Origin of the sequence: Sphaerimonospora mesophila (assembly GCF_001417795.1) — a bacterium.
Lineage (GTDB): Bacteria > Actinomycetota > Actinomycetes > Streptosporangiales > Streptosporangiaceae > Sphaerimonospora > Sphaerimonospora mesophila.
On the sequence record NZ_BCBX01000036.1, the window covers coordinates 48,647 to 69,727 of the forward strand.

Genomic DNA, 21,081 nt, shown 5'->3' on the forward strand with positions numbered 1-21,081 from the left:
AGCGCGGCGGTGCGTGCGTTGGTTGTCACGGTGTCGAACCGGGCGGCTGCCGGGATCTATGAGGACAGATCCGGTCCGCTGCTGGCGTCACTGCTGGCCGAGGCCGGCTGCGACGTGGTGGACGGGCCGCGGGTGGTGCCCGACGGCGAGCCGGTCGAGGCCGCGCTGCGCGAAGGCGTGACCGAGGGATACGACGTGATCGTCACGACCGGCGGCACCGGTGTCACCCCCGGGGATCTCACCCCCGAGATGACCCGGCGCGTCATCGGCCGCGAGATCCCCGGCATCGCCGAGGCCGTACGCCTGGTCAACCGCGATCGCGTGCCGACGTCGATCCTCTCGCGCGGCCTCGCCGGCCAGGCCGGCCACACCTTGATCGTCAATCTGCCCGGCTCGTCCGGTGGCGTACGCGACGGCATGGCCGTACTCGCGCCGATCCTCCGGCACGTCGTCGACCAGATCCACGGCGGAGACCACCCCCGCCGCCCCACCACATGACCCGCGTTGAACCCCACCCCGTGATCTTGCGAATTCTGGCAGGGGAGCCCGTTGACCTGCCCGACCTCCCTTCGTGATCTTGCAGAAACTCGCACGCAAGGCCGCCCACCAGGGCGAATGCCTTTCGTGATCTTGCACTGCGCGATCGCGTACGGCCGTCCCGGCATGTCGGCCTCGGCGTCCGCGCCGTGATTCCGAACCTGCCGACCTTCGCGCGGCACGCCGCCCCCACATGGCGCGTTGACCGTCCTTCGGAGGATGATTGAACGATGGATCGACTTCGCGGCTGGCCGGCGACCCTGGCGGAGGGGCCGGTGGGGCTCCGCCCGCTACGTCTGCGTGACGTCCGGAACTGGCGCGACACCCGCCTGCGCAACGCCGAGTGGCTGCGTCCGTGGGAGCCGAGCAACCCCGAGACCCCGCTGTTCCGGACCGGGCTGGGGCCGTACGTCTCGATGGTGGGGACGCTCCGCCGCGAGGCCAGGCAGGGGCTCGCCATGCCGTGGGTCGTGACGTACGAGGGCAGGTTCGCCGGTCAGCTCACGATCGGGGCGGTCGTCTGGGGTTCGGCGCGCTCCGCCCAGGTGGGGTACTGGATCGACGGCGCCCTCGCCGGGCGTGGCATCATTCCGACGGCTCTGGCCATGGCGGCCGACCACTGCTTCTTCACCACCGGTTTACACCGTTTGGAGGCGAGCATCAGACCGGAGAACCACGCCAGCCGCAGGGTCGTGGAGAAGCTCGGGTTCCGGGAGGAGGGCATCCGCAGGCGGCAGCTCCACATCGACGGCGCGTGGCGTGACCACATCTGCTACGCGCTGACCGTGGAGGACGTGCCCCGCGGGCTGCTCGTCCAGTGGCGCAGGACGAGGAACGAGGCGGCCGCCCGGCGGAGCGAGTCCAGCCCCGGCTGACGCGGGCAGCGTGATCGTACGGAGCCGCACCGGGGAGATGCGGCGCGGTTAACCGGCCGGGATCCGGGCAGTGCGGGATCGAATTACAGGAAGGGCTTTGACGATCTCGCGACACACCGGACCGAATGCTCGTCAATCAGTGACAGTCCGCTCTACCGTGCGTGACGTGAACACTGCTCCGCCGACACTGGTCCCCGGCAGTGTTCACGCTGCCCGGAGGTGGCCGTATGGGTAGCGCCATCCTCTACTTCGCCATCGTCGTGATGTGGCTGAGCGTCCTGCTGCCCATGTGGCTGCGCCGCGACCGGCACGTCGACGAGGAAGTCTTCAACGATCATCCCACCGACGACACCGACACCGACACCGACACCGAGGGCGAGGCCGACACGGTCGTCGAGCCGCCCGCCGAGCAGTCCGGACAGGAGGCGAGCCCACCAGGCGAACCCACTGACATCCCCTCTCCCGTCGAGGCCACGACTCCGGAAGAATCGGCTGCCGCCGCGCCCCGCCCCGCAGCGGTACGGCAGCACGCCGGCAAGCGGAGGGCCCGCATCCTCGCCCGCCGCCGCAGGCGGCTGCTGTGGAGCGTTCTGCTCGTCCTCGCCTCCGTGGTCACCGCGGCCGTCCGGGTGATGCCGTGGTGGGGGGTGGCGCCGTCGGGCGTCCTGCTCGTGGGCTACCTCGCCGTGCTGCGGATCGCCGTACGGATCGATCGGGAGCAGCGGGAGCGGGCCGCCGCGGCGCGGGCGGCGTACCTGCGCAGGCAGCGGGAGCGGCGCCGAGCCATGGCCCGGGAGGCGGAGATCATCGAGTTCGAGGCGCGCAGGCAGGTCAAGGTCTTCGACCAGTACGCCGAAGGCCGCCGTGCGGTCGGAGACTGAACGGATGGCGCGAGAAGCCCACAGAGTTTGCTAACCTAGTCGAGGTCGTTGGGGCTATAGCGCAGTCCGGTAGCGCACTTCGTTCGCATCGAAGGGGTCTGGGGTTCAAATCCCCATAGCTCCACCACGACAGAGGCCGGTTCCGCCTAGCGGGACCGGCCTTCTGGTCTTCTGGGTGACTAACTGAGTGACTACGGGTTGAACAGATCATCCCTCGTCGCCGTGCCTTCCAAGAGGATCGGCCGGAGCTTGAGACGCTTCGGCGCCGGAACAACCGCACCAGCTCGACCGCGTCCTCGCCGTAGCGACGCTGCCCCGAAGGCGTCCGCTCCGGGCTGAGCAAGCCCTGCTCTTCGTGGTAGCGCAACGCACGCCGCGAGCGGATGTCCGGGGCCGACATCGTACGAGGCGAGAGCGTCGTCCCAGATCACCCGCGCGGGCTGACTCATGCATGCTCCCGATTTCCCTCCTCTTGTGGCTCCGTCGCGCCACACCGGAAATGACTCATTGAATCGACTTGATTACTTAGAGTGTCCAATGAATAGGCACCGATGCTTGCCATTCGCCTCGGTGCCGCACTGCGAACGGAAGGACAACGTGATCACTATGACGTCGCGCGCACGCCTGGCAGCCGGAGTGCTGGCCGCTACCGCGATCCTGACGCCCACCACGGCTTACGCGGCGGCACCGTCGCCCTACGCTCAGGCCGCCGCCGCCGTCCAGGCCGACGGCACTCTTGCCTACGGCAAGAACATCGTCTCCGTCTCACGGTGGGGCGTCGGCCGCTACTGTGTCCGCGTCGGTGCCGACATTGACCTCGCCCGCGAGGTGGTACAGGTCACTCCGTGGAAGGACTACAACAAGACCTACGGAGTCTGGACCCCGCACAGCCACTGCAAAAACCAGGTCAACACGCTTCTGGTCGCCATCAACGAAAGCGACACCAAGCAGCCCGCCGACGCCGGCTTCTACCTGACGATCCCGTAAGGGTCTCACTGAAAGATCGCCTCAGGAGGGCGCGGCTCGCGAGATCGGGCGGCGCCCTCCGGGCTTCCGGGGGCGAGAAGTATGGCGAGCGCGCGGGCACGGACGTCCGGGCCGATCCGTTCGGCGGCCCTGGCCGACCCGATCAGCAGCGCGATCAGCTCGGGTACTCCGATGTCCGTGCGAATCGCGCCCGCGTCCTGTGCCCGGGTGAGCAGTGTGCCGAGCGCCTCGGCCAGCTCCGTGCCCACTCGTGATACGGCTTGCTCTCCTCCGGCGGCGTCCGCCGCCTCCGACAACGCGTCGGCGTACGCGCTCTGCCCGGCGGCCTGGTCCACCGCGTAGGTGAAGAAGGCGAGAAAGGCGGCGCCGCCGCTCGCTTCCGAGAGGGACTCGGCCTTTTCGGCGAGCTTGCGCACCTGCCGGAGGAAGACCGCCTCGATCAGCGCTTCCTTGGTCGGGAAGTGGCGGAAGACGGTGCCGATGCCGACGCCCGCCGTGCGCGCGACGTCCTCGGCGGAGGCGGAGGTGCCGTGGGCGGCGAAGATGGTTTCGGCGCCCTGGAGGATGCGTTCCCGGTTGCGCCGCGCGTCGTCACTCTTCGTCCGAAGGCCCTTTCTCAGGAGCGGCGGCGCAGTCGGCCGGCGGACGGGTGCTGAAGTGCCGGGCCGACTCGGACTCCTGGGCGAGGCGGCGTAGCGCGTCGAACGCCTTGCCGTACAGGACCTGGCAGATCACGAGGGCCTCGACCGTGGTGTCCCGCGGACCGTCCAAGGGAATCTTCCTGATGTCGTGCTCCTTGACCAGGGTGTCCGCGGCTCTCGCGTAGGGGAGCAGGTCGTCACGCGTCGCCGGCATGCCGAGGTGCTTCAGAGTGACCAAGGTCTGCGCCAGTTCGTCGCGAGTGGGGGCGTCGGGATGCACGCGGTGCCAGTCGAGGTCGGCGACCAAGTGATCGACGATCTCCCGGGCGGAGCGCCAGTCCTCGTCGTCGGGGACCGGCTCGGGTGCCGGGCTCAGCGCGTAATGAGCGGTCCCCAACATCCCATGGATGTCGGTCCCCTCGTCCTCGACGGCTTCGATGATCTTGCGGATCACCGCCACCGGCAGCCGCCCGACCTCCAGGAGCGCCCGGATGAGCCGCAGCCTGCGCAGATGCGACTGGTCATACTCCGCCCGGGTGGCCGACGTCTGCTCGCCCTGGGGCAGCAGCCCCTCGCGTAGGTAGAACTTGATCGTCGGGATGGCCACCCCGGATTCGGCGCTGAGCTGGGATATCCGCATAGCTGGATAGTACTACTTGCCAACCTCGCTAGATAGCTCTAGTATCCAATCATTGAATAGTGACAGTATCCAAGAGGGGTGGTTATGCGGCACAGCGCGCGGATCGACGGCGACTTCGTCGTCTTCCTGATCGGGATGCGGATCAATCGGTTCAGGGCACTGCGCAAGTGGTTTCCGGTGGCCCGCACGATGGCCCCGATGATCAAGGAGCTGCGGGCCGACCCTGCCCACGGGCTGCTGGGCTTCGAGAGCTTCTTCAACGGCAGGACCACGCTGATGGTGCAATACTGGCGGAGTACGGACCACCTGCACGCTTACGCCAAGAACCGCGACGGGAACCACTGGCCCGCCTGGAAGCGCTTCTTCCGGGAGGCGTACCGGAGCGAGGCCGTAGGGATCTGGCATGAGACCTACACGGTCAGCGGATATGAGACCGTCTATGTCAACATGCCGCCGTTCGGCCTCGGCCAGGCCGGAGAACTCGTGCCCACGGCACGGCTGGGCAACACATCCGCAGAGCGCCTCGCCGCAGGGAACCTACACCTCGAGAGCGCTTCACAGCCTGGCTGAACCCAGCCCCCTGTGAACCTGGCCTCCTGTGAACAGGGCCTCTCCAACCCGGCCCGCCGAGCCCCGTCTAGCCGAGCCCCGCGTACTGCCGCGGACGCAGGGCCTGGGCGCGCAGCGCGGCCAGCGCGGCCGACCGGCCGGCGGCGCTGAGCTGCCAGGGGGAGTTCCACCCGCAGTCGACACGCAGGCCGAGGGCGTCGAGGCGGCGCTCCAGCTCACCGAGCGGCGCGGTCAGATCGAGGGTGGACACCCGGTCGCCCCGTGCCGTACGCCAGCCCTCGCCGTTCACCACCTCGGCCACCCGGGCACGCAGCTCGCCGAAGTCCAGCGAAGCGCCGTCGGCGAGCAGCATCAGCGCAGACTCGCGTGCGGAGATCTCGAACTCGTGCTCGCCCGCCGCCGGGGTGAGCAGCGCGGTCGTGGCCGCGGTCCACAGTGCTCCCCGGTCGTCCAACAGCTCCCGTCCGGTCGGGGTGAGGATGAGCTTGCGACCGGTACGGCGCAGCACCCGCAGCTCCCGGACGGCGATGCCCTTGAGCGTGGTCAGCGCGAACACCTCGGCCTCACTGCGGACCGATCCCGTCGTGTTGGTCTCCCAGCCGAAGCGCTCCACGGACTCGACGGCGACGGCCCGGGCCAGGTTCAGCCGTTCGGTGAGGCGGATGCCGTGCCGGGCCAGCCCGAGCAGCCACCGCAGCGGCTCCAGATGCGGACCCTCCGGCGGCGGGACGGGGGCGTGCAGCCGCACCTCGAAGGGCTGGGCGAGCTCACGGCGGGCCGGGCCGCGGCCGAGCACCCAGCGGTTGAGCCGCTCCCCGTGGACGCGGTGCAGCCAGCAGTCGCCGCCGAGCTCCGTGCGGGGAACGGTGAGCCAGCGCCGGGTCAGCTCGGCCCGGTCCACCGGCTCGCCGGACACGATCGCGAGCTCCAGGGCGGCGGCACAGGCGACGTGCGCGCCCATCTCCTCCGGCCCCATGATCGAACTCCAGGACAGCTCCGCGATGTCCGGGGGCACCACCCCGGTCGCTTCGAGCGCCTGGTGATAGGCGGCCATTCCGGCCTCCTCGCCCTCCCGGGCGTACGTCCGCAGGATCCGTGCCGTGACCGGTGAGTCGCAGAGGGCGGCGTATCGTTCCATGCCACCCAGCCGCAGCAGTTCGCCGAGCGCCCGCGCGATGGTCCGGCGGTCGCCGGCCACCTTGACGGGCAGGGTGTACCAGAGGAACTCGCATACATCGAGCTGGCTGATGGTCTCCAGCGCTTCGCCGCCGGCGAGCCATTCGACGGCCACACGGGCCGACTCGGCGATGTGCGGCTCCGAGCGCTCCAGCCGTGCCAGAAGCGCGGCCACATCAGGTGCGGGCATGACCCGCAGTCTGCCGTATGGACCCCATCGTTGACGACGACCCGGCATCATGGCGACCACCCCCGCGACCAACGATACGGGGGATCAAACCCACGATCGGAAAAGCATCCGGGCAAACCAGTCGTCGTACGGTAGGACCTCGGCGGCGATCACCGGATAGAGCCACCAGAAGTTGGCCAGCGCGAGCAGGGCGAACGTCCCGGCTCCCACGATTCCGCCGAGGCGACGCCGGCGCGAGGTGTCCGTGCCCCCGATGAGGAGCCCGAGGGCCAGCACGATCGCCAAGACCATGAACGGCACCAGCGGCATCGCGTAGAACAGGAACATCGTCCGGTTGCCGGCGATCGCGAAGTAGAACCAGGGCAGCCATCCGGCGGCGTAGCCGACGAGCACCGCGCCCGCACGCCAGTCGCGCGTCGCCACGTACCAGGTGACCATCGTGATCAGGGCGATCAGCCCGCCGTACCAGATCACCGGGGTTCCGGTGCCGAGCACCGCCCACGAGCACGACGACGTCCCGCAGGTCGTCGGCTGCTCGTAGAAGAACGCGACCGGCTTCAGCAGCAGCGGCCACGACCACGGGGTGGACTGGTACGGATGCGAGGTCTGCAGCCCCTCGTGGAACGTCAGAACCTGGACCTGGTAGTCGATCCAGGAGCCCAGGGACTTGGACACGAAGTGGAACGGCCCGCCCGACGTCGCATCGGCCCAGTTGCGGCCGTAGCCGCCGTCGGTGGCGAACCAGCCGGCGAACGACGCGACATAGGCCACCGCGGGGATCAGGCCCGCCCAGAGGGCGGCGAGCGGCAGATCCCGCCGGAACATCCCGATGTACGGCCTGCGCACGCCGACGGCCCGCCGCGCACCCGCGTCCCAGACCAGCGACATGATCCCGAAGGCGAGGATGTAGAACAGGCCGGTCCACTTGGTGGCCAGCGCGGCGCCCAGGCACAGGCCGGCCGCGAGCCGCCAGGGCCGCAGACCGAGCGACGGGCCGACGCCCCGGGCGTCGTCGGAGGGCCCGGCCTCGTGCCAGTCGGCCAGCCGTGCGCGCACCCGGTCGCGGTCGACGACCAGGCAGGCGAACGCGGCCAGGACCCAGAACATCAGGAAGATGTCCAGCAGCGCCGTACGGGACAGCACGAAGTGGAGGGCGTCGAGCGAGAGCAGGAACCCGGCCAGGCAGCCCAGCAGCGTCGACCGGGTCATCCGCCGGGCCACCCTGGCGAGGATCAGGATGGAGATCGAGCCCACCAGCGCGGCGGCGAACCGCCACCCGAACGGGTTCATCCCGAAGATCATCTCGCCGAGACCGATGAGCCACTTGCCGAGCGGCGGATGCACCACGTAGTTGGCGCACTGGTCCACCTGCTCGCAGTGCTTGAAGATGTTCAGGTTGCCCGCGTTCACCAGGGCGTCGGCGCCGTCGACGAACTGCCGCTCGACGCCGAACTTGATCGTCGAGTAGGCGTCCTTCGCGTAGTAGGTCTCGTCGAAGACGAGGACCTTGGGCGTGCCGAGATGCAGGAATCGCAGGACCGCACCGAACGCCGCGACCGCGATCGGGCCGATCCAGCCCCACAGAGCGTCGCCGCTCAGGGGCGGGACCAGCCGGTCGCGCAGGGAGACGGCGGGCGAGTCGGATGAGTCCGGGTCGCCACCTCGGGAGGTCGGGGACCCCTGCTCGGGCTGTTCGAACGCCTGGTAAGGGGAATCGGTCACGGCCACTCCGACAGCGTACTGGCGAGGGCGGGCCTCGAACATGGCCTACGCGAGGATTGGGGATATCTGGCCGTTCACGGGTGAACGTTTCAGCTGGAAACGGTGAGAACTCTCCAAGGGCTTATGCGCGACCTTTCCGAGAACTCACCCGCGTCTTTCCGAGGGCTTACGCGTCGAGCGGCTCGACCGTTTACGACTGAGAAGTCGGCGAGGTCATAGGCTGGATCGGTGCTGATTCTCGCAGGAGCCCCGATCGGCCGTACGGGAGACGCGACGCCGCGGCTCCGCGAGGCACTGGGAACCGCCGACGTGATCGCCGCCGAGGACACCCGGCGGCTGAGACGGCTCGCGGCCGACCTGGGCGTGACCGTGACCGGGCGCATCGTTTCCTATTACGACGCCAACGAGAGCCGGCGGGCCGCCGAGCTGCTGGAGGCACTGGTCCAGGGCAGCACGGTCGTGGTGATCACGGATGCCGGCATGCCGGGGGTGTCCGATCCCGGTTATCGACTCACCCGGCTGGCCGTGGAGGCGGGCGTGCCGGTGACCGCCCTGCCCGGCCCGTCGGCCGTCACCACCGCGCTCGCCGTCTCCGGCCTGCCCAGCGACCGCTTCTGCTTCGAGGGGTTCCCGCCGCGCAAGCCGGGGGAGCGGGCCAGACGGCTCGCCGGCCTGGCCGCCGAGGAGCGCACGATGGTGTTCTTCGAGGCGCCGCACCGCCTGCGCGCCTGCCTGGAGGCGATGGCCGAGGCGTTCGGCCCCGACCGCGAGGCCGCGGTCTGCCGCGAGCTCACCAAGACGTACGAGGAGGTGCGACGCGGCACCCTCGCCGAGCTGGCCGCCTGGGCGGCGGGCGAGGTCAGGGGGGAGATCACGCTCGTCGTGGCGGGACTGCCGCCCGACGTCGCGCCGCCCGACATGGCGGAGCTGGTCGACGAGGTGGCCCGGCGGGAGGCCTCGGGCGTGTCGCGCAAACACGCGATCGTCGACGTGGCGAAGTCGGCGGGCGTTCCCAAACGCGACCTGTACGACGCCGTCCACGGCCGCTGAGATCCCCGCCGGACGCCTACGAGGGGCGGCGGCGCCACCCGGACCAGCCCGGCCGGCCGGGCGCGTCCGGCCATCCGGGGATGGCGAGGTCGTCCACCGCGGGTGAACGCCGCCCGGCGATCGCGATCGCGGCGGCGAGGCAGGCGAGCGGGATCGCGGGAACCAGATAGCGGTAGTCGAACTCCGCTGTCGCCGCCGGCGCCAGGATCAGCCCGGCGCCGCCGAGGAACGGCAGCAGGGCCGGCCCGCCGAGCTCCCGCCACCGCACGGCCACGCCGTACAGGCCGACGAGCAGCAGCAGGCCCAGCCCGAGGCCGGGGAACCGCACGATCTTCTGATAGCCGATCATGATGTCGGACCACGGCGAGACCGCTCGGGTGGCGGCCGGGCCGTTCTCGTAGGCCTCGACGTCCCGATCCGTCGTGCTGCCGTACGAGCTCCACTTCGGGATCGAGCGCGTGTACTCGTTGCTGAACTCGTACAGCTTGAAGGTCTTGGCGTCCGGGAACTGCGGCCGGTCCCAGCGGAAGGCCCGGAAGAAGTCCTTGGCCACGGCCGCCAGGTAGTCGCCAGGCTGGGCGAGGATCGCCTTCTTGGCGAACTCGCTGGCGTTGGCGTTGATCTCCGGGGTGAACTTCATGCCGGAGCCGAAGACGTGCAACTGGTTCTGGTCGTCCCACCACAGGTAGGCCTGGGCCGAGGGCACGCGCTGCTCCGGCGGCGTGTTGATGCACAGCAGCGCCAGCTCGAGCTCCTCGCGCTTGTCCACGTTCATCTTGTGGCAGTCGGCGAACAGGGACGTGCGCATGTACAGGATGACCCCGTCGCTGTTGGTCATCGCGAACTGCCCGTTGACCGCCTTGAACCAGCTCATGTACGCGACGACGGGCAGGGCGCACGCGACGACCATGGCGGCGATCGGCCGCCACCCGGCCCGCTTGATGAGCAGGTAGCAGACGACCAGGACCAGGATCGGCAGGCCGATGCTGCGGGTCAGCGCGGTCATCGCGAGCAGCAGCCCGACGGCGGCCCCGACCCGCCACGACATCCTGCGATGCCACAGCACCAGCGTGACGACGCCCACCACGAGCAGGATGAACATCGCGTCCGACATGATGAGCTGCTCGAGCTGGATCTGGTACGCGTCGAACAGCACGGGGGCGGCGGCGAGCGTCGCCCCCCAGGGTGGAATGCCGAATTTCCTGGTCAGCAGTGCATAGATCAGCACGGCGGTCGCGAGGCCCATGAGGTGCTGGGTGAAGACGACCAGGGCGAAACTGTGCAGAGGCTTGAGGATGAGCAGCCAGAAACCGTAACCGTCGGGGCGGATCGGATGCGGCCGGGGCCGCAGCGCCACCGACACGTAGTCGTAGGAGTCGTTGAACCACATGGCCGGGCCGAAGCCGAGCATGGTGACGACCCGCAGGACGGCTCCCAGCACGAGCGCGGCCGTGAAGAGCCGGTGACGGCGCGGCAGGGCGGTCAGCCGACGCCACCCCCGGACCGGGGAGGCGACGACTACCGGAGGATCAGCGACCGCGACCATGGTTACAGAATGCCAGCCGTTTCGGGGACTTGACCCGGGCGCTACAGGGAAGCGGGCATCATTGGTACCTGGCGTCATATGCAAGGAGTTGCGACGTGGAACTGACCGTTGTCATGCCATGCCTCAATGAGGCCGAAACCGTGGAGACCTGCGTACGCAAGGCCCTCGCCTGCATGCGTGAGCACGGGATCATCGGCGAGGTGGTGATCGCCGACAACGGCAGCACCGACGGCTCCCAGCAGCTCGCCAGGGACGCCGGAGCCCGCGTGGTCCACGTCGACCAGAAGGGGTACGGCAACGCCCTGATGGGCGGCATCCGGGCCGCCCGCGGCAAGTTCGTCATCATGGGCGACGCGGACGACTCCTACGACTTCACCGGCCTGCTGCCGTTCGTCGAGCAACTCCGCGACGGCGCCGACCTGGTGATGGGCAACCGTTTCAGAGGCGGGATCGCGCCGGGCGCCATGCCGCCGCTCCACCGCTACCTGGGCAACCCGGTCCTGTCGTTCATCGGCCGGCTGTTCTTCCCGAGCGAGATCGGGGACTTCCACTGCGGCCTGCGCGGGTTCCGCCGCGACTCGATCATGCGGCTCGGCCTGCAGACGGGCGGCATGGAGTTCGCCTCGGAAATGGTCGTCAAGGCCACGCTGCAGGGGCTGGACGTCAGGGAGGTGCCCACGACCCTCTCGCCCGACGGCCGCTCGCGTCCGCCGCACCTGCGCTCCTGGCGGGACGGCTGGCGCCACCTGCGTTTCCTGCTGCTCTACAGCCCCCGCTGGCTGTTCTTCATCCCCGGCCTCGCGCTCATGACCTTCGGTCTGGTCGCCGGAGCCGCGCTGACCTTCGGCCCGGTCTACATCGGCAAGCTCGCCTTCGACGTCGACACGCTGGTCGGGGCGTCGGCCATGGTGGTGATCGGCTTCCAGGCCGTGCTGTTCGCGCTGTTCACGAAGGTGTACGCGGCGGAGGAGGGCTTCCTCCCCGAGGACCGCAGGGTCCGGCGGCTCGTGGACATCATCACGCTGGAGAAGGGCCTGATCGCGGGCGGGCTGCTCGCGGTGGCCGGTCTCGGCGGCCTGGTCGCCTCGCTGGCCCACTGGGGCGGACGCGGGTTCGGTGAGCTGATCCCGGCCGAGTCGCTGCGCCTGGTGGTGCCGTCGGCGACCGCGTTCATCATGAGCTTCCAGACGATTTTCGCGGCGCTGTTCATCAGCATCCTGGGCATCCGCCGTTCGAAGGAGACCCCGGTCGACATCGCGGCGTCGGCGGCCGAGGAGGCGGCGGAGGCCGTCAGCCACGAGCCCGCCGTCGGCGCGTAATCGCCGCGGGGCCCTAATCGCGGGAGGCATGGGCGCCGGGCCGATAGGATTTCGGCATGGCGGCTACAGGATCGACTACAGCAGGGGAGTCGGCGTTCTACGTCACGACGCCGATCTACTACGTCAACGACGCTCCCCACCTGGGCCACGCCTACACGACCGTCGCAGGGGACGTGCTCACGCGCTGGCACCGCCAGCGCGGCGAGAAGGTGTGGTACCTCACCGGCACGGACGAGCACGGTCAGAAGATCATGCGTACGGCCGAGGCGAACGGCGTCACACCGCAGCAGTGGTGCGACAAGCTCGTCGAGGAGGCATGGAAGCCGCTCTGGTCGCATCTGTCCATCGCCAACGACGATTTCATCCGTACGACCGAGCCGCGCCACACCAAGCGCGTGCAGGAGTTCGTGCAGGACCTCTACGACAAGGGCGAGATCTATCGCGGCGGTTACGAGGGGCCGTACTGCGTCGGCTGTGAGGAGTACAAGTCGCCCGGCGATCTGCTGGAGGGCGACCTGTGCCCCGTCCACAAGCGGCAGGTCGAGTGGCTGAAGGAGGAGAACTACTTCTTCCGCCTGTCCGACTACGGCCCGCGCCTGCTGGAGTTCTACGAGAGCAACCCCGACTTCATCCAGCCCGCGTCCGCGCGCAACGAGGTCCTCCAGTTCGTACGGCAGGGCCTGCAGGACCTGTCGATCTCGAGGTCGACCTTCGACTGGGGCATCCCGATCCCATGGGACCCCAAGCACGTCATCTACGTCTGGATCGACGCGCTGCTCAACTACGCGACCGCCGTGGGGTACGGCTCCGACCAGATCAAGTTCGACGCGACCTGGCCGGCGAACGTGCACCTGGTCGGCAAGGACATCCTGCGGTTCCACGCCGTGATCTGGCCGGCCATGCTCATGGCCAACGGCCTGCCGCTGCCCGGCAGGGTCTTCGCCAACGGCTGGCTGATGGTCGGCGGCGAGAAGATGAGCAAGTCCAACCTGACGGGCATCTCGCCGCGGCAGCTCACCGACCACTTCGGCGTCGACGCCTACCGCTACTACTTCCTGCGGGCGATCCCGTTCGGCCAGGACGGCTCGTTCTCCTGGGAGGACTTCTCGGCCCGGTACACCTCCGAGCTCGCGAACGACTTCGGCAACCTGGCATCCCGGGTGGCCGCCATGGTGGGCAAGTACTTCGACGGCGTCCTGCCGGAGGCGGGCAACAGCGGCACTGCGCCGGAGGCGGTGGCGTCGGGGCCGGCCGAGCAGGCGATCGCCGACGGGCTGGCCGAGTCGACCGCCCGAGCGGACACGCTGATCGGCGACAACCTGGACTTCGCGGGCGGCATCGCCGCGATCTTCGACTTCGTCAAGCAGGTCAACGGCTATCTGACCGAGCAGGCGCCGTGGAAGGTCGCCAAGGACGAGTCGCCGGAGGGCCGGGCCCGCCTGGCGACGATCCTCTACACGGCGGCGGAGTCGCTGCGCGCGATCGCGGTCCTGCTCAACCCGGTCATGCCCGCCACCTGCGCGAAGCTGTGGGCCTCGCTCGGAGCCGAGCCCCATCTCGGGCCGCTCGCCGACCAGCGCGTCGCCGACGTCGCCCGGTGGGGTCGGCTGCCCGCCGGTGCCCACGTCACCAAGGGCGAGATCCTCTTCCCCCGCCTCGAAGACCCCAAATCCTGACGTTCGAGACAGGCCAGGAACCGGAGGCCTCGGGTTTTGAGCGAGCTTCCTGATCGATCTTGACGTTGTTGCGCGAAAACGGCCCCTCGGGGAGCAATAACGTCAAGATCGATTACGTGGGCGCGTCCTCGGCTACGGCATGACCCCCGCTCGCCGGAGCAGACCGCCTATCTCCCGCACGATCAGGTCGGGCGTGTGGTGCATGTGTGCCTTGGTGTACCGACGTAGTGCCCATCCCGCATTGAAGATCCGGTTCTGCCGGTCCACATCGTCGAGCCAGCGCCGCTCGTGATTTTCCCCGTCGTACTCGATTCCCAGCTTGATCTTCGGATAGGCGAGATCGACCCGGCCCATCAGCAGGAAGTCCTCGTTGTAGATCTCGTACTGGCTGACCGGTGGCGGAAGCCCACCACGAACGAGCAGCAGCCGGAGCCTCGTCTCCATGGGCGACTCGGCGAGCGGGTCGCTGAGCCGTACGATCTCGGGCAGTCGGCCCACCCCGCGTACGCCGGGATGACGCGCTGCGTAGTCAAGCAGGGCCGACGGCGCGAAGTGGCGATGCGCGGCGATCCGGGCCAGCGCATCCACGATCACGACGGCCTCGCAGAGGTCGGGCTCGCTGCGGGCGAGATCGAAGGCGATCCGGAGCGGCCGCAGCGTGGGCAACCGCCGCACCATGCGGATTTCGTCATCGGCGAGCCGGTAGGAGTGGACGACGATCCCGGGACGCGACCGCATGTACGTCCCAGGTGGGATCACGACATCGACGGGGTCGTTGCGCTCCTTGCTCAGCAGGTTGGCCCCATACAGCCATGCGGCCACCCGCCCTCCGATGACCCCGCCCCTGGGTAACAGCAGCGAGGCACCCGCAGCCCGCACCCAGGGCGTGATGGGGACATTTTCGTGAACGTACACATCACGAAATATCCGAATCCAGGGTGGTTTGCGGAGCTGTGCCATCGTCACGATCCGGGCGCGGACCGCCGCCGAGCCCAGAAACGGGCCCTTGAGCAGCTTTCGCGGCGGGGCGGGAGCTGGGGGCACGCACCAAGACTGCCAGGCGGCCCTAATCGATGCGCGGCTCTTGCCAGAACCTGCGCCTGAGCTTATCGATCTTGACGTTGTTGCGCGAAAACGGCCCCTCGGGGAGCAATAACGTCAAGATCGATATTTCCCTGTCCTGAGAGTGGGATCGACGGGGTCACGGAGCATGGCGGGACCCCGTTAGGGCGGGGGAGAGGCGGCAGGAGACTTCGGCAAGGAAAGAGCCCCCGGCGGAACCGGGGGCTCTCAGATCTTGATGGGTCAGCAGTTGACCAGCTCGGGGCTCTGGTTGAGGACCTGGGCCTCCGGGGTGACGAACTCGGCGTACGCCTTCTCCGCCGACGGGTCGAAGACGGCGACCCGGTGGCAGTTCTGGAAGGCCAGGCGGACGCCGAAGTGATCCTCCAGCGCCTTGCGGATGGACGTGCTGGCGAGTGCCCGGAAGAGCTGCCCGTAGGCCGCCTCGTCCGGCGGGGCGACCTGATTGTCGACGAACTCGGCCCCGGTCGCCTCACGGCGTCGGGCCAGATCGCTGACGAGAGACCAGGCGAAGGGCAGGGAGTCGCGGATGCAAGCGAGGAAGGCGGTGTTGTCGATCTTTCCCCGTTGAGCTTGCTCCAGCAGATCAGGGGGTACGGTCAGTGACATGTCACCTCCATTGGGATATCACCGACGCTAGGTGGCCCTGACCGCAGAGTCTATCACCTAGTGGTAATGGTTGTCATTCCGCTGAGGGCACTGGAGGGTGACCTTCGACCGCGGCGTGGAGAACGGGCGGGACGCCGGGCGGTAGGTTTGGGGACATGTCGCATGAGCTTCCCCCGACGCCGGAGGCGCTGCCCGCCGAGGTTTTCGACAGCCACTGCCACCTCGACATCATGGTCGGCAGGCGGAAGGTCACCTCAGGCGATCCGATCGCCCAGGCGGCCCAGGCGGCGGCCGCCACGGTCGAGACGATCCTCGACGAGGCGAGAAGCGTCGGCGTCACCCGGCTGGTGAGCGTCGGCTACGACCTGCCGTCGTCCCGATGGAACGCGGACACGGCCGCGGCGCACGCGGACGTCTACGCGGCCGTGGCGATCCACCCCAACACGGCGCACGCCGCCACCCCCGAGACGTTGGCCGAGATCGAGGAGCTGGCGCGGCGGCCGTACGTGCGGGCGGTGGGGGAGACCGGGCTCGACTACTTCCGCGACAGCGCGGCCAAGGAGGACCAGCACGCGAGCTTCCGGGCGCACATCGAGATCGCCAAGCGGACCGGCAAGGCCCTCGTCATCCACGACCGGGACGCCCACGACGACGTGTTGAAGGTGCTCGCCGACCAGGGCGCCCCCGACATCGTGATCTTTCACAGCTTCTCCGGGGACGCCGACCTGGCCGAGCAGTGTGCCGCCGCGGGCTATTACATGTCGTTCTCCGGTCCGGTGACGTACAAGAACGCCGGTTATCTCCGCGAGGCGGCGCGCGTCGCGCCCCAGGAGCTCACGCTCGTCGAGACGGACGCGCCCTATCTGCCTCCCGTGCCGCACCGGGGCAAGCCCAACGCGCCCTACCTCATCCCGCTGACGCTCCGCTGCCTGGCCGAGGTCAAGGGCGTGGACGTCGCCGACCTCGCAGCCGCGATCATGGCGAACGGCGAGGCCGCCTTCGGCGCCTGGTGACGCCCCGCGTCCCTGGCCGGGGGGCGTGACGAATGGCGCGGAGCCGCCTTCCGATGCCCGACACTGGAGGCATGAGTCTGCTCGGGCCGGTCGAAGTGCGCGCGTTGGCGGAGAAGCTGAACATCCGGCCGACCAAGAAGCTGGGGCAGAACTTCGTGATCGACGGTGGCACGGTCCGCCGCATCGTCCGTGTGGCCGAGGTGACCCCCGAGGACGTGGCCATCGAGATCGGGCCGGGGCTCGGCTCGCTCACGCTCGCCCTGCTGCCCGAGGTGGCGAAGGTCGTCGCGGTCGAGATCGACCCGGTGCTCGCCGGACAGCTGCCGTCCACCGTGACGGAGATGGCCCCGGAACTCGCCGACCGGCTGACGGTCGTGCACGCCGACGCGCTCCGGGTCGGGCCCGCCGATCTCGGCGCCGACCCGACCGTGCTGGTGGCCAACCTGCCCTACAACGTGTCGGTGCCCGTCGTGCTGCACCTGCTCGAGGTGCTGCCGTCGCTGCGCCGGGGCCTGGTGATGGTTCAGGCCGAGGTCGCCGACCGCCTCGCCGCCCGCCCGGGCTCCAAGATCTACGGCGTGCCGTCCGTGAAGGCGGCCTGGTACGCCGACGTGCGCCGCGCCGGTCCGGTCGGGCGCAACGTGTTCTGGCCCGCTCCGAACGTCGACTCCGGCCTGGTCTCCCTTGTACGGCGGGATCCGCCGAAGACGTCGGCGCCCCGCGAGGAGGTGTTCGAGGTGATCGACGCGGCGTTCGCCCAGCGCCGCAAGACGCTGCGTGCCGCGCTCGCCGCCTGGGCGGGTACGGCCGCAGCCGCCGAGGAGGCCCTGGTCGAGGCGGGGGTGGACCCGTCCGCGCGGGGCGAGCAGCTCGGCGTCGAGGACTTCGCCCGAATCGCCGAGCATCGCCGTACCGTCGCACGTTCGACCCGCTGAGTATCGCCGTACCGTCGCACGTTCGACCCGCTGAGTATCGCCGTACCGTCGCACGTTCGACCCGCTGAGTATCGCCGTACCGTCGCACGTTCGACCCGCTGAGTATCGCCGTACCGTCGCACGTTCGACCCGCTGAGTATCGCCGTACCGTCGCACGTTCGACCCGCCGAGTATCGCCGTACCGTCGCACGTTCGACCCGCTGAGCATCGCCGTACCTTCGCACGCTCGACCCGGAGGATCTCTTGGCTTGGCGTAGGCGCAGGTCGCGTTAGGCTCGTGGTTCGTGTCCGTACTGAAGCCCAGAGCGATCCGACCGGCCGGCGAGCGCCCGGAGACGGTGGCGGTGAACGGCTGATGCGCGCGATCACCGTGCGCGTCCCCGCGAAGGTGAACCTCCAGCTCGCCGTGGGTCCGCTCCGCGAGGACGGCTACCACGACCTGGTGAACGTCTTCCACGCGGTCTCCCTTTTCGACGAGGTGACCGCGGCCGAGCCGGGCGATCTCGTCGATCCGGGCGATCCGAGGGGCCTGGGGGGCCCGATCAGGGTCATGGTTCGCGGGGCGTCAGCGGCAGAGGTGCCCGTGGACGAGAGCAATCTCGCCGTCCGGGCGGCTCAGGCGCTGGCCAGGTCAGCGGGCCGTTCCTACCGTGCGGAGCTGGTGATCGACAAGGCCATCCCGGTGGCCGGCGGCATGGCGGGCGGCAGCGCCGACGCCGCGGCCGCACTGGTCGCCTGCAACGAGCTGTGGGGCCTCGGCCTGCCCGTCGAGGACCTCATGGAGATCGCTGCGGACATCGGCAGCGACGTGCCGTTCGCGCTGCTCGGCGGCACCGCCGTAGGCACCGGCCGGGGTGAGCGGCTGACGCCGCTGGAGACCACCGGGACGTTCCACTGGGTGTTCGCGCTCGCCGACGGCGGACTGTCCACGCCCCGGGTGTACGGCGAATGCGACCGGCTGCGGGCGGCCGCCGGGGCCGGTGTGCCCCGGCCCGTGGCGAGCGAGCCGCTTCTGGCCGCGCTGCGGGAGGGAGACGCCGAGGGGCTCGGGCGGGCGCTGTGCAACGATCTGCAGCCCGCCGCGCTCTCGCTGCGCCCGTCGCTGGCGCGTACCCTCGAGGCGGGCCGTGAGCTGGGCGCTCTCGGCGCGATCGTCTCGGGCTCCGGCCCCACCTGCGCATTCCTCGCGGAGTCGCAGGCGCACGCGGCCGGCCTGGCCGCCGCGCTCGGAGAGGACGGGGAGATCTGCCGGTCGGCCGTCACCGCCTCCGGGCCCGTCCCCGGTGCGATGCCGGCCGACTGAGGCGACCGGCCGGATAGGCTTTACAGGCGATGAACCTGGTCAATCTCGAATCTGTTTCCCATGCCTTCGGGCCCAAGCCGCTGCTGTCCGACGTCTCCCTCGGCATCGAGCAGGGCGACCGCATCGGCGTGGTCGGTCGCAACGGCGGCGGCAAGACCACGCTCATCTCGATCATCGGCGGCGACCTGCCGCCCGACAGCGGCCGGGTCACCCACACGCGCGGCCTGCGCGTCGGCATGCTGTCGCAGCGGGACGACTTCGAACCGGCGGCGGCCGTACGCGATCTGGTCCTCGACGGCCGGGCGGAGCACGAGTGGGCCGGGGACCCCGCGATCAGGGAGATCCTGTCCAACCTGCTCGCCGACATCGACCTGTCGTCGCGGGCCGGCGACCTGTCCGGCGGGGAGCGGCGCCGTACGGCCCTGGCCCGGCTGCTCATCGGCGAGCACGACCTGATCATTCTCGACGAGCCGACGAACCACCTGGACATCGAGGCCATCGCCTGGCTCGCCCGGCACCTCGCCCAGCGGAAGTCCGCGCTGCTGGTGGTCACCCACGACCGGTGGTTCCTCGACGCGGTGTCCACCCGGACATGGGAGGTCGTGGACGGATCGGTCGAGCGTTACGAGGGCGGATATGCCGCCTATGTGCTGGCGAAGGCCGAGCGGGCGCGGATCGCACAGGCCGCGGAGGAACGCCGGCAGAACCTCATGCGCAAGGAGATCGCCTGGCTGCGGCGCGGTCCGCCCGCCCGTACGTCCAAGCCCAAGTTCCGCATCAACGCCGCCGAGGCGCTCATCGCGGACGTTCCGCCGCCTCGGGAGACCGTGGAACTGCTGCGGTTCGCCTCGGCCCGGCTCGGCAAGACGGTCGCCGACCTCGAGGACGTGACGCTGCACGCCGGGGGTCCCGGCTCCGGCCCGCTGGTCCTCGACCGCTGCACCTTCCAGTTCGGCCCGGGTGACCGGATCGGCCTGATCGGGGTGAACGGTTCGGGCAAGTCGTCGGTGCTGCGCCTGCTGTCCGACACGGTCGAGCCGGACTCGGGCCGGGTCGTGCGCGGCAAGACCGTACGGCTGGCCCACCTGTCGCAGGAGCTCGGCGAGCTCGACCCGTCGCGACGGGTGCTGGAGACGGTCGAGGAGATCCGCAAGTACGTCCAGGTCGGGAAGAAGGAGTGGTCGGCCTCCCAGCTCCTGGAACGCCTCGGCTTCCGGGGCGAGGCCCAATGGAAGGTCGTCGGCGACCTGTCCGGTGGTGAGCGCCGCCGTCTGCAGCTGCTCAGGCTGATCATGGACGAGCCGAACGTGCTGCTGCTCGACGAGCCGACCAACGACCTCGACATCGAGACGCTCACCGAGCTGGAGGACCTGCTCGACGGCTGGCCCGGCACGCTGGTGGTCGTCAGCCACGACCGCTACTTCCTGGAGCGGGTCGCCGACCGCTGTGTCGCCCTGCTGGGCGACGGCAGGCTCTCGATGCTGCCCGGCGGCGTCGACGAGTATCTGGAGCGCCGGGCCGCGGGAACCGCCCTGTCCGCCCGTGCGGCCGGTACGGCTTCCGCCGCCACGGCGGCGGCCCCGACAGGCTCTCCCGGGGCCTCGGACTCCACCGGCTCCTCGAGTGGGCTGTCCGCCAAGGAGCTGCGGGAGCTGCAGAAGGAGCTCGGCCGCCTGGAGCGGCAGCTCGACAGGCTGAGTGAAGAGGAAACGAGCCTGCACGCCGAAATGGCCCGGGCCGCGACCGATTTCGAGCGTCTGGCGAAGCTTGACGCCGAGCTGCGCGACATCGGCACCCGCAAGGAGGCCGTCGAGGCAGAGTGGATGACCCTCGCCGAGCGCCTCGACTCTGCCTGAGCCTTCCACGCCGTTCCGCCGCCCCTCATCTTGTGATCTTGTGAATCGCGTACCCCGGGTGGCCGGTCGGCGATGACCCCTGCCGTGATCTTGCGGTTGGTGTGCAACTGCAAGATCACGTCGCATGTTTCCGCAGCTCATCGCCCCTTCGGCAGAGTTTCTGCAAGATCACGCTCGAAGAATCGCCAGGTGGGCGCTGCTCGCTGCGAGAAATCGCAAGATCACGACGGGGATCGGAGTGGGGGCTCGCGGGGTGCGGGGTGCGGGGTGCGGGGTGCGGGGTGCGGGGTGCGGGGTGCGGGGTGGAATTCTGACGTGATCACGAGGGGTTTTGGTTTCATCCAAAATTGTGGCCTTTGTCACACTTTTGCCGTGAGTCTGATGGGAGAAAATCCGGGTTTTTCGCTGTCCGAAACCCCTCATGATCAGCGTAAACATCGAAAAAAGACCTGGTCGTACGGGCGGCGCTCGG

General features: G+C 69.4%; 19 protein-coding genes, 1 tRNA gene and 2 pseudogenes. 13 read left to right on the forward strand and 9 right to left on the reverse strand.

Annotated features, from left to right (window positions below):
• The first annotated feature begins 9 nt into the window (after positions 1-9).
• The 4 genes from AP234_RS16155 (at position 10) to AP234_RS16170 (ending at position 2,420) form a co-directional block, all read left to right on the forward strand.
• A complete protein-coding gene (locus AP234_RS16155; RefSeq protein WP_055480496.1) occupies positions 10-498 on the forward strand; it encodes a MogA/MoaB family molybdenum cofactor biosynthesis protein in 489 nt (162 codons plus the stop codon).
• Between the two features lie 269 nt (positions 499-767).
• Positions 768-1,412, forward strand: coding sequence for a GNAT family N-acetyltransferase (locus AP234_RS16160; protein WP_055480497.1), 645 nt, complete (start codon positions 768-770; stop codon positions 1,410-1,412).
• A 227-nt stretch (positions 1,413-1,639) separates the two neighbouring features.
• Positions 1,640-2,293 (forward strand): divisome protein SepX/GlpR, encoded by a 654-nt coding sequence (gene sepX, locus AP234_RS16165; RefSeq protein ID WP_055480498.1) that lies wholly within the window; start codon positions 1,640-1,642, stop codon positions 2,291-2,293.
• Between the two features lie 50 nt (positions 2,294-2,343).
• Positions 2,344-2,420 (forward strand) — tRNA-Ala (locus AP234_RS16170).
• 150 nt (positions 2,421-2,570) lie between these two features.
• Here AP234_RS16170 and AP234_RS39545 read toward each other — a convergent pair.
• Positions 2,571-2,693 (reverse strand): annotated as a pseudogene (locus AP234_RS39545) (MerR family DNA-binding transcriptional regulator); the annotation flags it as partial.
• A 206-nt stretch (positions 2,694-2,899) separates the two neighbouring features.
• On the opposite strand from AP234_RS39545, the gene AP234_RS16175 reads away from it, so the two are divergent.
• Positions 2,900-3,280 carry a hypothetical protein gene (locus AP234_RS16175; protein WP_055480499.1) on the forward strand — a complete coding sequence of 127 codons (381 nt, stop codon included), beginning with the start codon at positions 2,900-2,902 and terminating at the stop codon, positions 3,278-3,280.
• A gap of 5 nt (positions 3,281-3,285) precedes the next feature.
• Here AP234_RS16175 and AP234_RS16180 read toward each other — a convergent pair whose 3' ends face one another.
• The 3 genes and pseudogenes from AP234_RS16180 to AP234_RS16185 form a co-directional block, all read right to left on the reverse strand.
• Positions 3,286-3,696 carry a hypothetical protein gene (locus tag AP234_RS16180; RefSeq protein WP_235558198.1) on the reverse strand — a complete coding sequence of 137 codons (411 nt, stop codon included), beginning with the start codon at positions 3,694-3,696 and terminating at the stop codon, positions 3,286-3,288.
• A 72-nt stretch (positions 3,697-3,768) separates the two neighbouring features.
• A pseudogene (locus AP234_RS39550) lies at positions 3,769-3,900 on the reverse strand (TetR/AcrR family transcriptional regulator); the annotation flags it as partial.
• A complete protein-coding gene (locus AP234_RS16185) occupies positions 3,872-4,561 on the reverse strand; it encodes a MerR family transcriptional regulator (RefSeq protein ID WP_055480501.1) in 690 nt (229 codons plus the stop codon). The pseudogene AP234_RS39550 and the gene AP234_RS16185, both read right to left, overlap by 29 nt.
• Before the next feature lie 84 nt (positions 4,562-4,645).
• Here AP234_RS16185 and AP234_RS16190 point away from each other — a divergent pair, with 84 nt between their 5' ends.
• The gene (locus tag AP234_RS16190) at positions 4,646-5,131 is read left to right on the forward strand and encodes a DUF4188 domain-containing protein (protein WP_055480502.1); all 486 of its coding nucleotides are present in this window, start codon (positions 4,646-4,648) and stop codon (positions 5,129-5,131) included.
• A 67-nt stretch (positions 5,132-5,198) separates the two neighbouring features.
• Here the strand turns inward: AP234_RS16190 and AP234_RS16195 are convergent, their stop codons facing one another.
• Positions 5,199-6,497 carry a hypothetical protein gene (locus AP234_RS16195; RefSeq protein WP_055480503.1) on the reverse strand — a complete coding sequence of 433 codons (1,299 nt, stop codon included), beginning with the start codon at positions 6,495-6,497 and terminating at the stop codon, positions 5,199-5,201.
• A gap of 84 nt (positions 6,498-6,581) precedes the next feature.
• Positions 6,582-8,219, reverse strand: coding sequence for a dolichyl-phosphate-mannose--protein mannosyltransferase (locus AP234_RS16200; protein WP_431998675.1), 1,638 nt, complete (start codon positions 8,217-8,219; stop codon positions 6,582-6,584).
• 228 nt (positions 8,220-8,447) lie between these two features.
• Here AP234_RS16200 and rsmI point away from each other — a divergent pair, with 228 nt between their 5' ends.
• Positions 8,448-9,269, forward strand: a complete 822-nt coding sequence (gene rsmI, locus AP234_RS16205; RefSeq protein WP_055480504.1) for a 16S rRNA (cytidine(1402)-2'-O)-methyltransferase — start codon at positions 8,448-8,450, stop codon at positions 9,267-9,269.
• Positions 9,270-9,285: 16 nt separating this feature from the next.
• Here rsmI and AP234_RS16210 read toward each other — a convergent pair whose 3' ends face one another.
• Positions 9,286-10,815, reverse strand: coding sequence for a hypothetical protein (locus AP234_RS16210; RefSeq protein ID WP_083502165.1), 1,530 nt, complete (start codon positions 10,813-10,815; stop codon positions 9,286-9,288).
• Between the two features lie 95 nt (positions 10,816-10,910).
• Here AP234_RS16210 and AP234_RS16215 point away from each other — a divergent pair, with 95 nt between their 5' ends.
• Both AP234_RS16215 and metG read left to right on the forward strand, forming a co-directional pair.
• Positions 10,911-12,134 carry a glycosyltransferase gene (locus AP234_RS16215; protein WP_063842955.1) on the forward strand — a complete coding sequence of 408 codons (1,224 nt, stop codon included), beginning with the start codon at positions 10,911-10,913 and terminating at the stop codon, positions 12,132-12,134.
• 56 nt (positions 12,135-12,190) lie between these two features.
• Complete coding sequence (metG, locus tag AP234_RS16220; protein ID WP_055480505.1) at positions 12,191-13,810, forward strand: methionine--tRNA ligase; 1,620 nt, start codon at positions 12,191-12,193, stop codon at positions 13,808-13,810.
• Between the two features lie 132 nt (positions 13,811-13,942).
• On the opposite strand, the gene AP234_RS16225 is transcribed toward metG, so the two are convergent.
• Together AP234_RS16225 and AP234_RS16230 are read right to left on the reverse strand one after the other, a co-directional pair.
• Entirely contained in the window at positions 13,943-14,632 is a 690-nt protein-coding gene (locus AP234_RS16225; RefSeq protein ID WP_055480506.1) for a hypothetical protein, read from the reverse strand.
• 483 nt (positions 14,633-15,115) lie between these two features.
• Positions 15,116-15,502, reverse strand: coding sequence for an SCO5389 family protein (locus tag AP234_RS16230; protein WP_055480507.1), 387 nt, complete (start codon positions 15,500-15,502; stop codon positions 15,116-15,118).
• 155 nt (positions 15,503-15,657) lie between these two features.
• Here AP234_RS16230 and AP234_RS16235 point away from each other — a divergent pair, with 155 nt between their 5' ends.
• From AP234_RS16235 to AP234_RS16250, 4 genes are all read left to right on the forward strand, one after another.
• Positions 15,658-16,515: a TatD family hydrolase gene (locus tag AP234_RS16235; RefSeq protein WP_055480508.1), complete on the forward strand. Its 858-nt coding sequence runs from the start codon at positions 15,658-15,660 to the stop codon at positions 16,513-16,515.
• A 71-nt stretch (positions 16,516-16,586) separates the two neighbouring features.
• Positions 16,587-17,450, forward strand: coding sequence for a 16S rRNA (adenine(1518)-N(6)/adenine(1519)-N(6))-dimethyltransferase RsmA (gene rsmA / locus AP234_RS16240; RefSeq protein WP_431998680.1), 864 nt, complete (start codon positions 16,587-16,589; stop codon positions 17,448-17,450).
• A gap of 355 nt (positions 17,451-17,805) precedes the next feature.
• Complete coding sequence (locus AP234_RS16245) at positions 17,806-18,753, forward strand: 4-(cytidine 5'-diphospho)-2-C-methyl-D-erythritol kinase (RefSeq protein WP_055480510.1); 948 nt, start codon at positions 17,806-17,808, stop codon at positions 18,751-18,753.
• 29 nt (positions 18,754-18,782) lie between these two features.
• On the forward strand, positions 18,783-20,609 hold the full coding sequence (locus AP234_RS16250) for an ABC-F family ATP-binding cassette domain-containing protein (RefSeq protein WP_055480511.1): 1,827 nt from the start codon (positions 18,783-18,785) through the stop codon (positions 20,607-20,609).
• Positions 20,610-21,081: the final 472 nt, after the last annotated feature.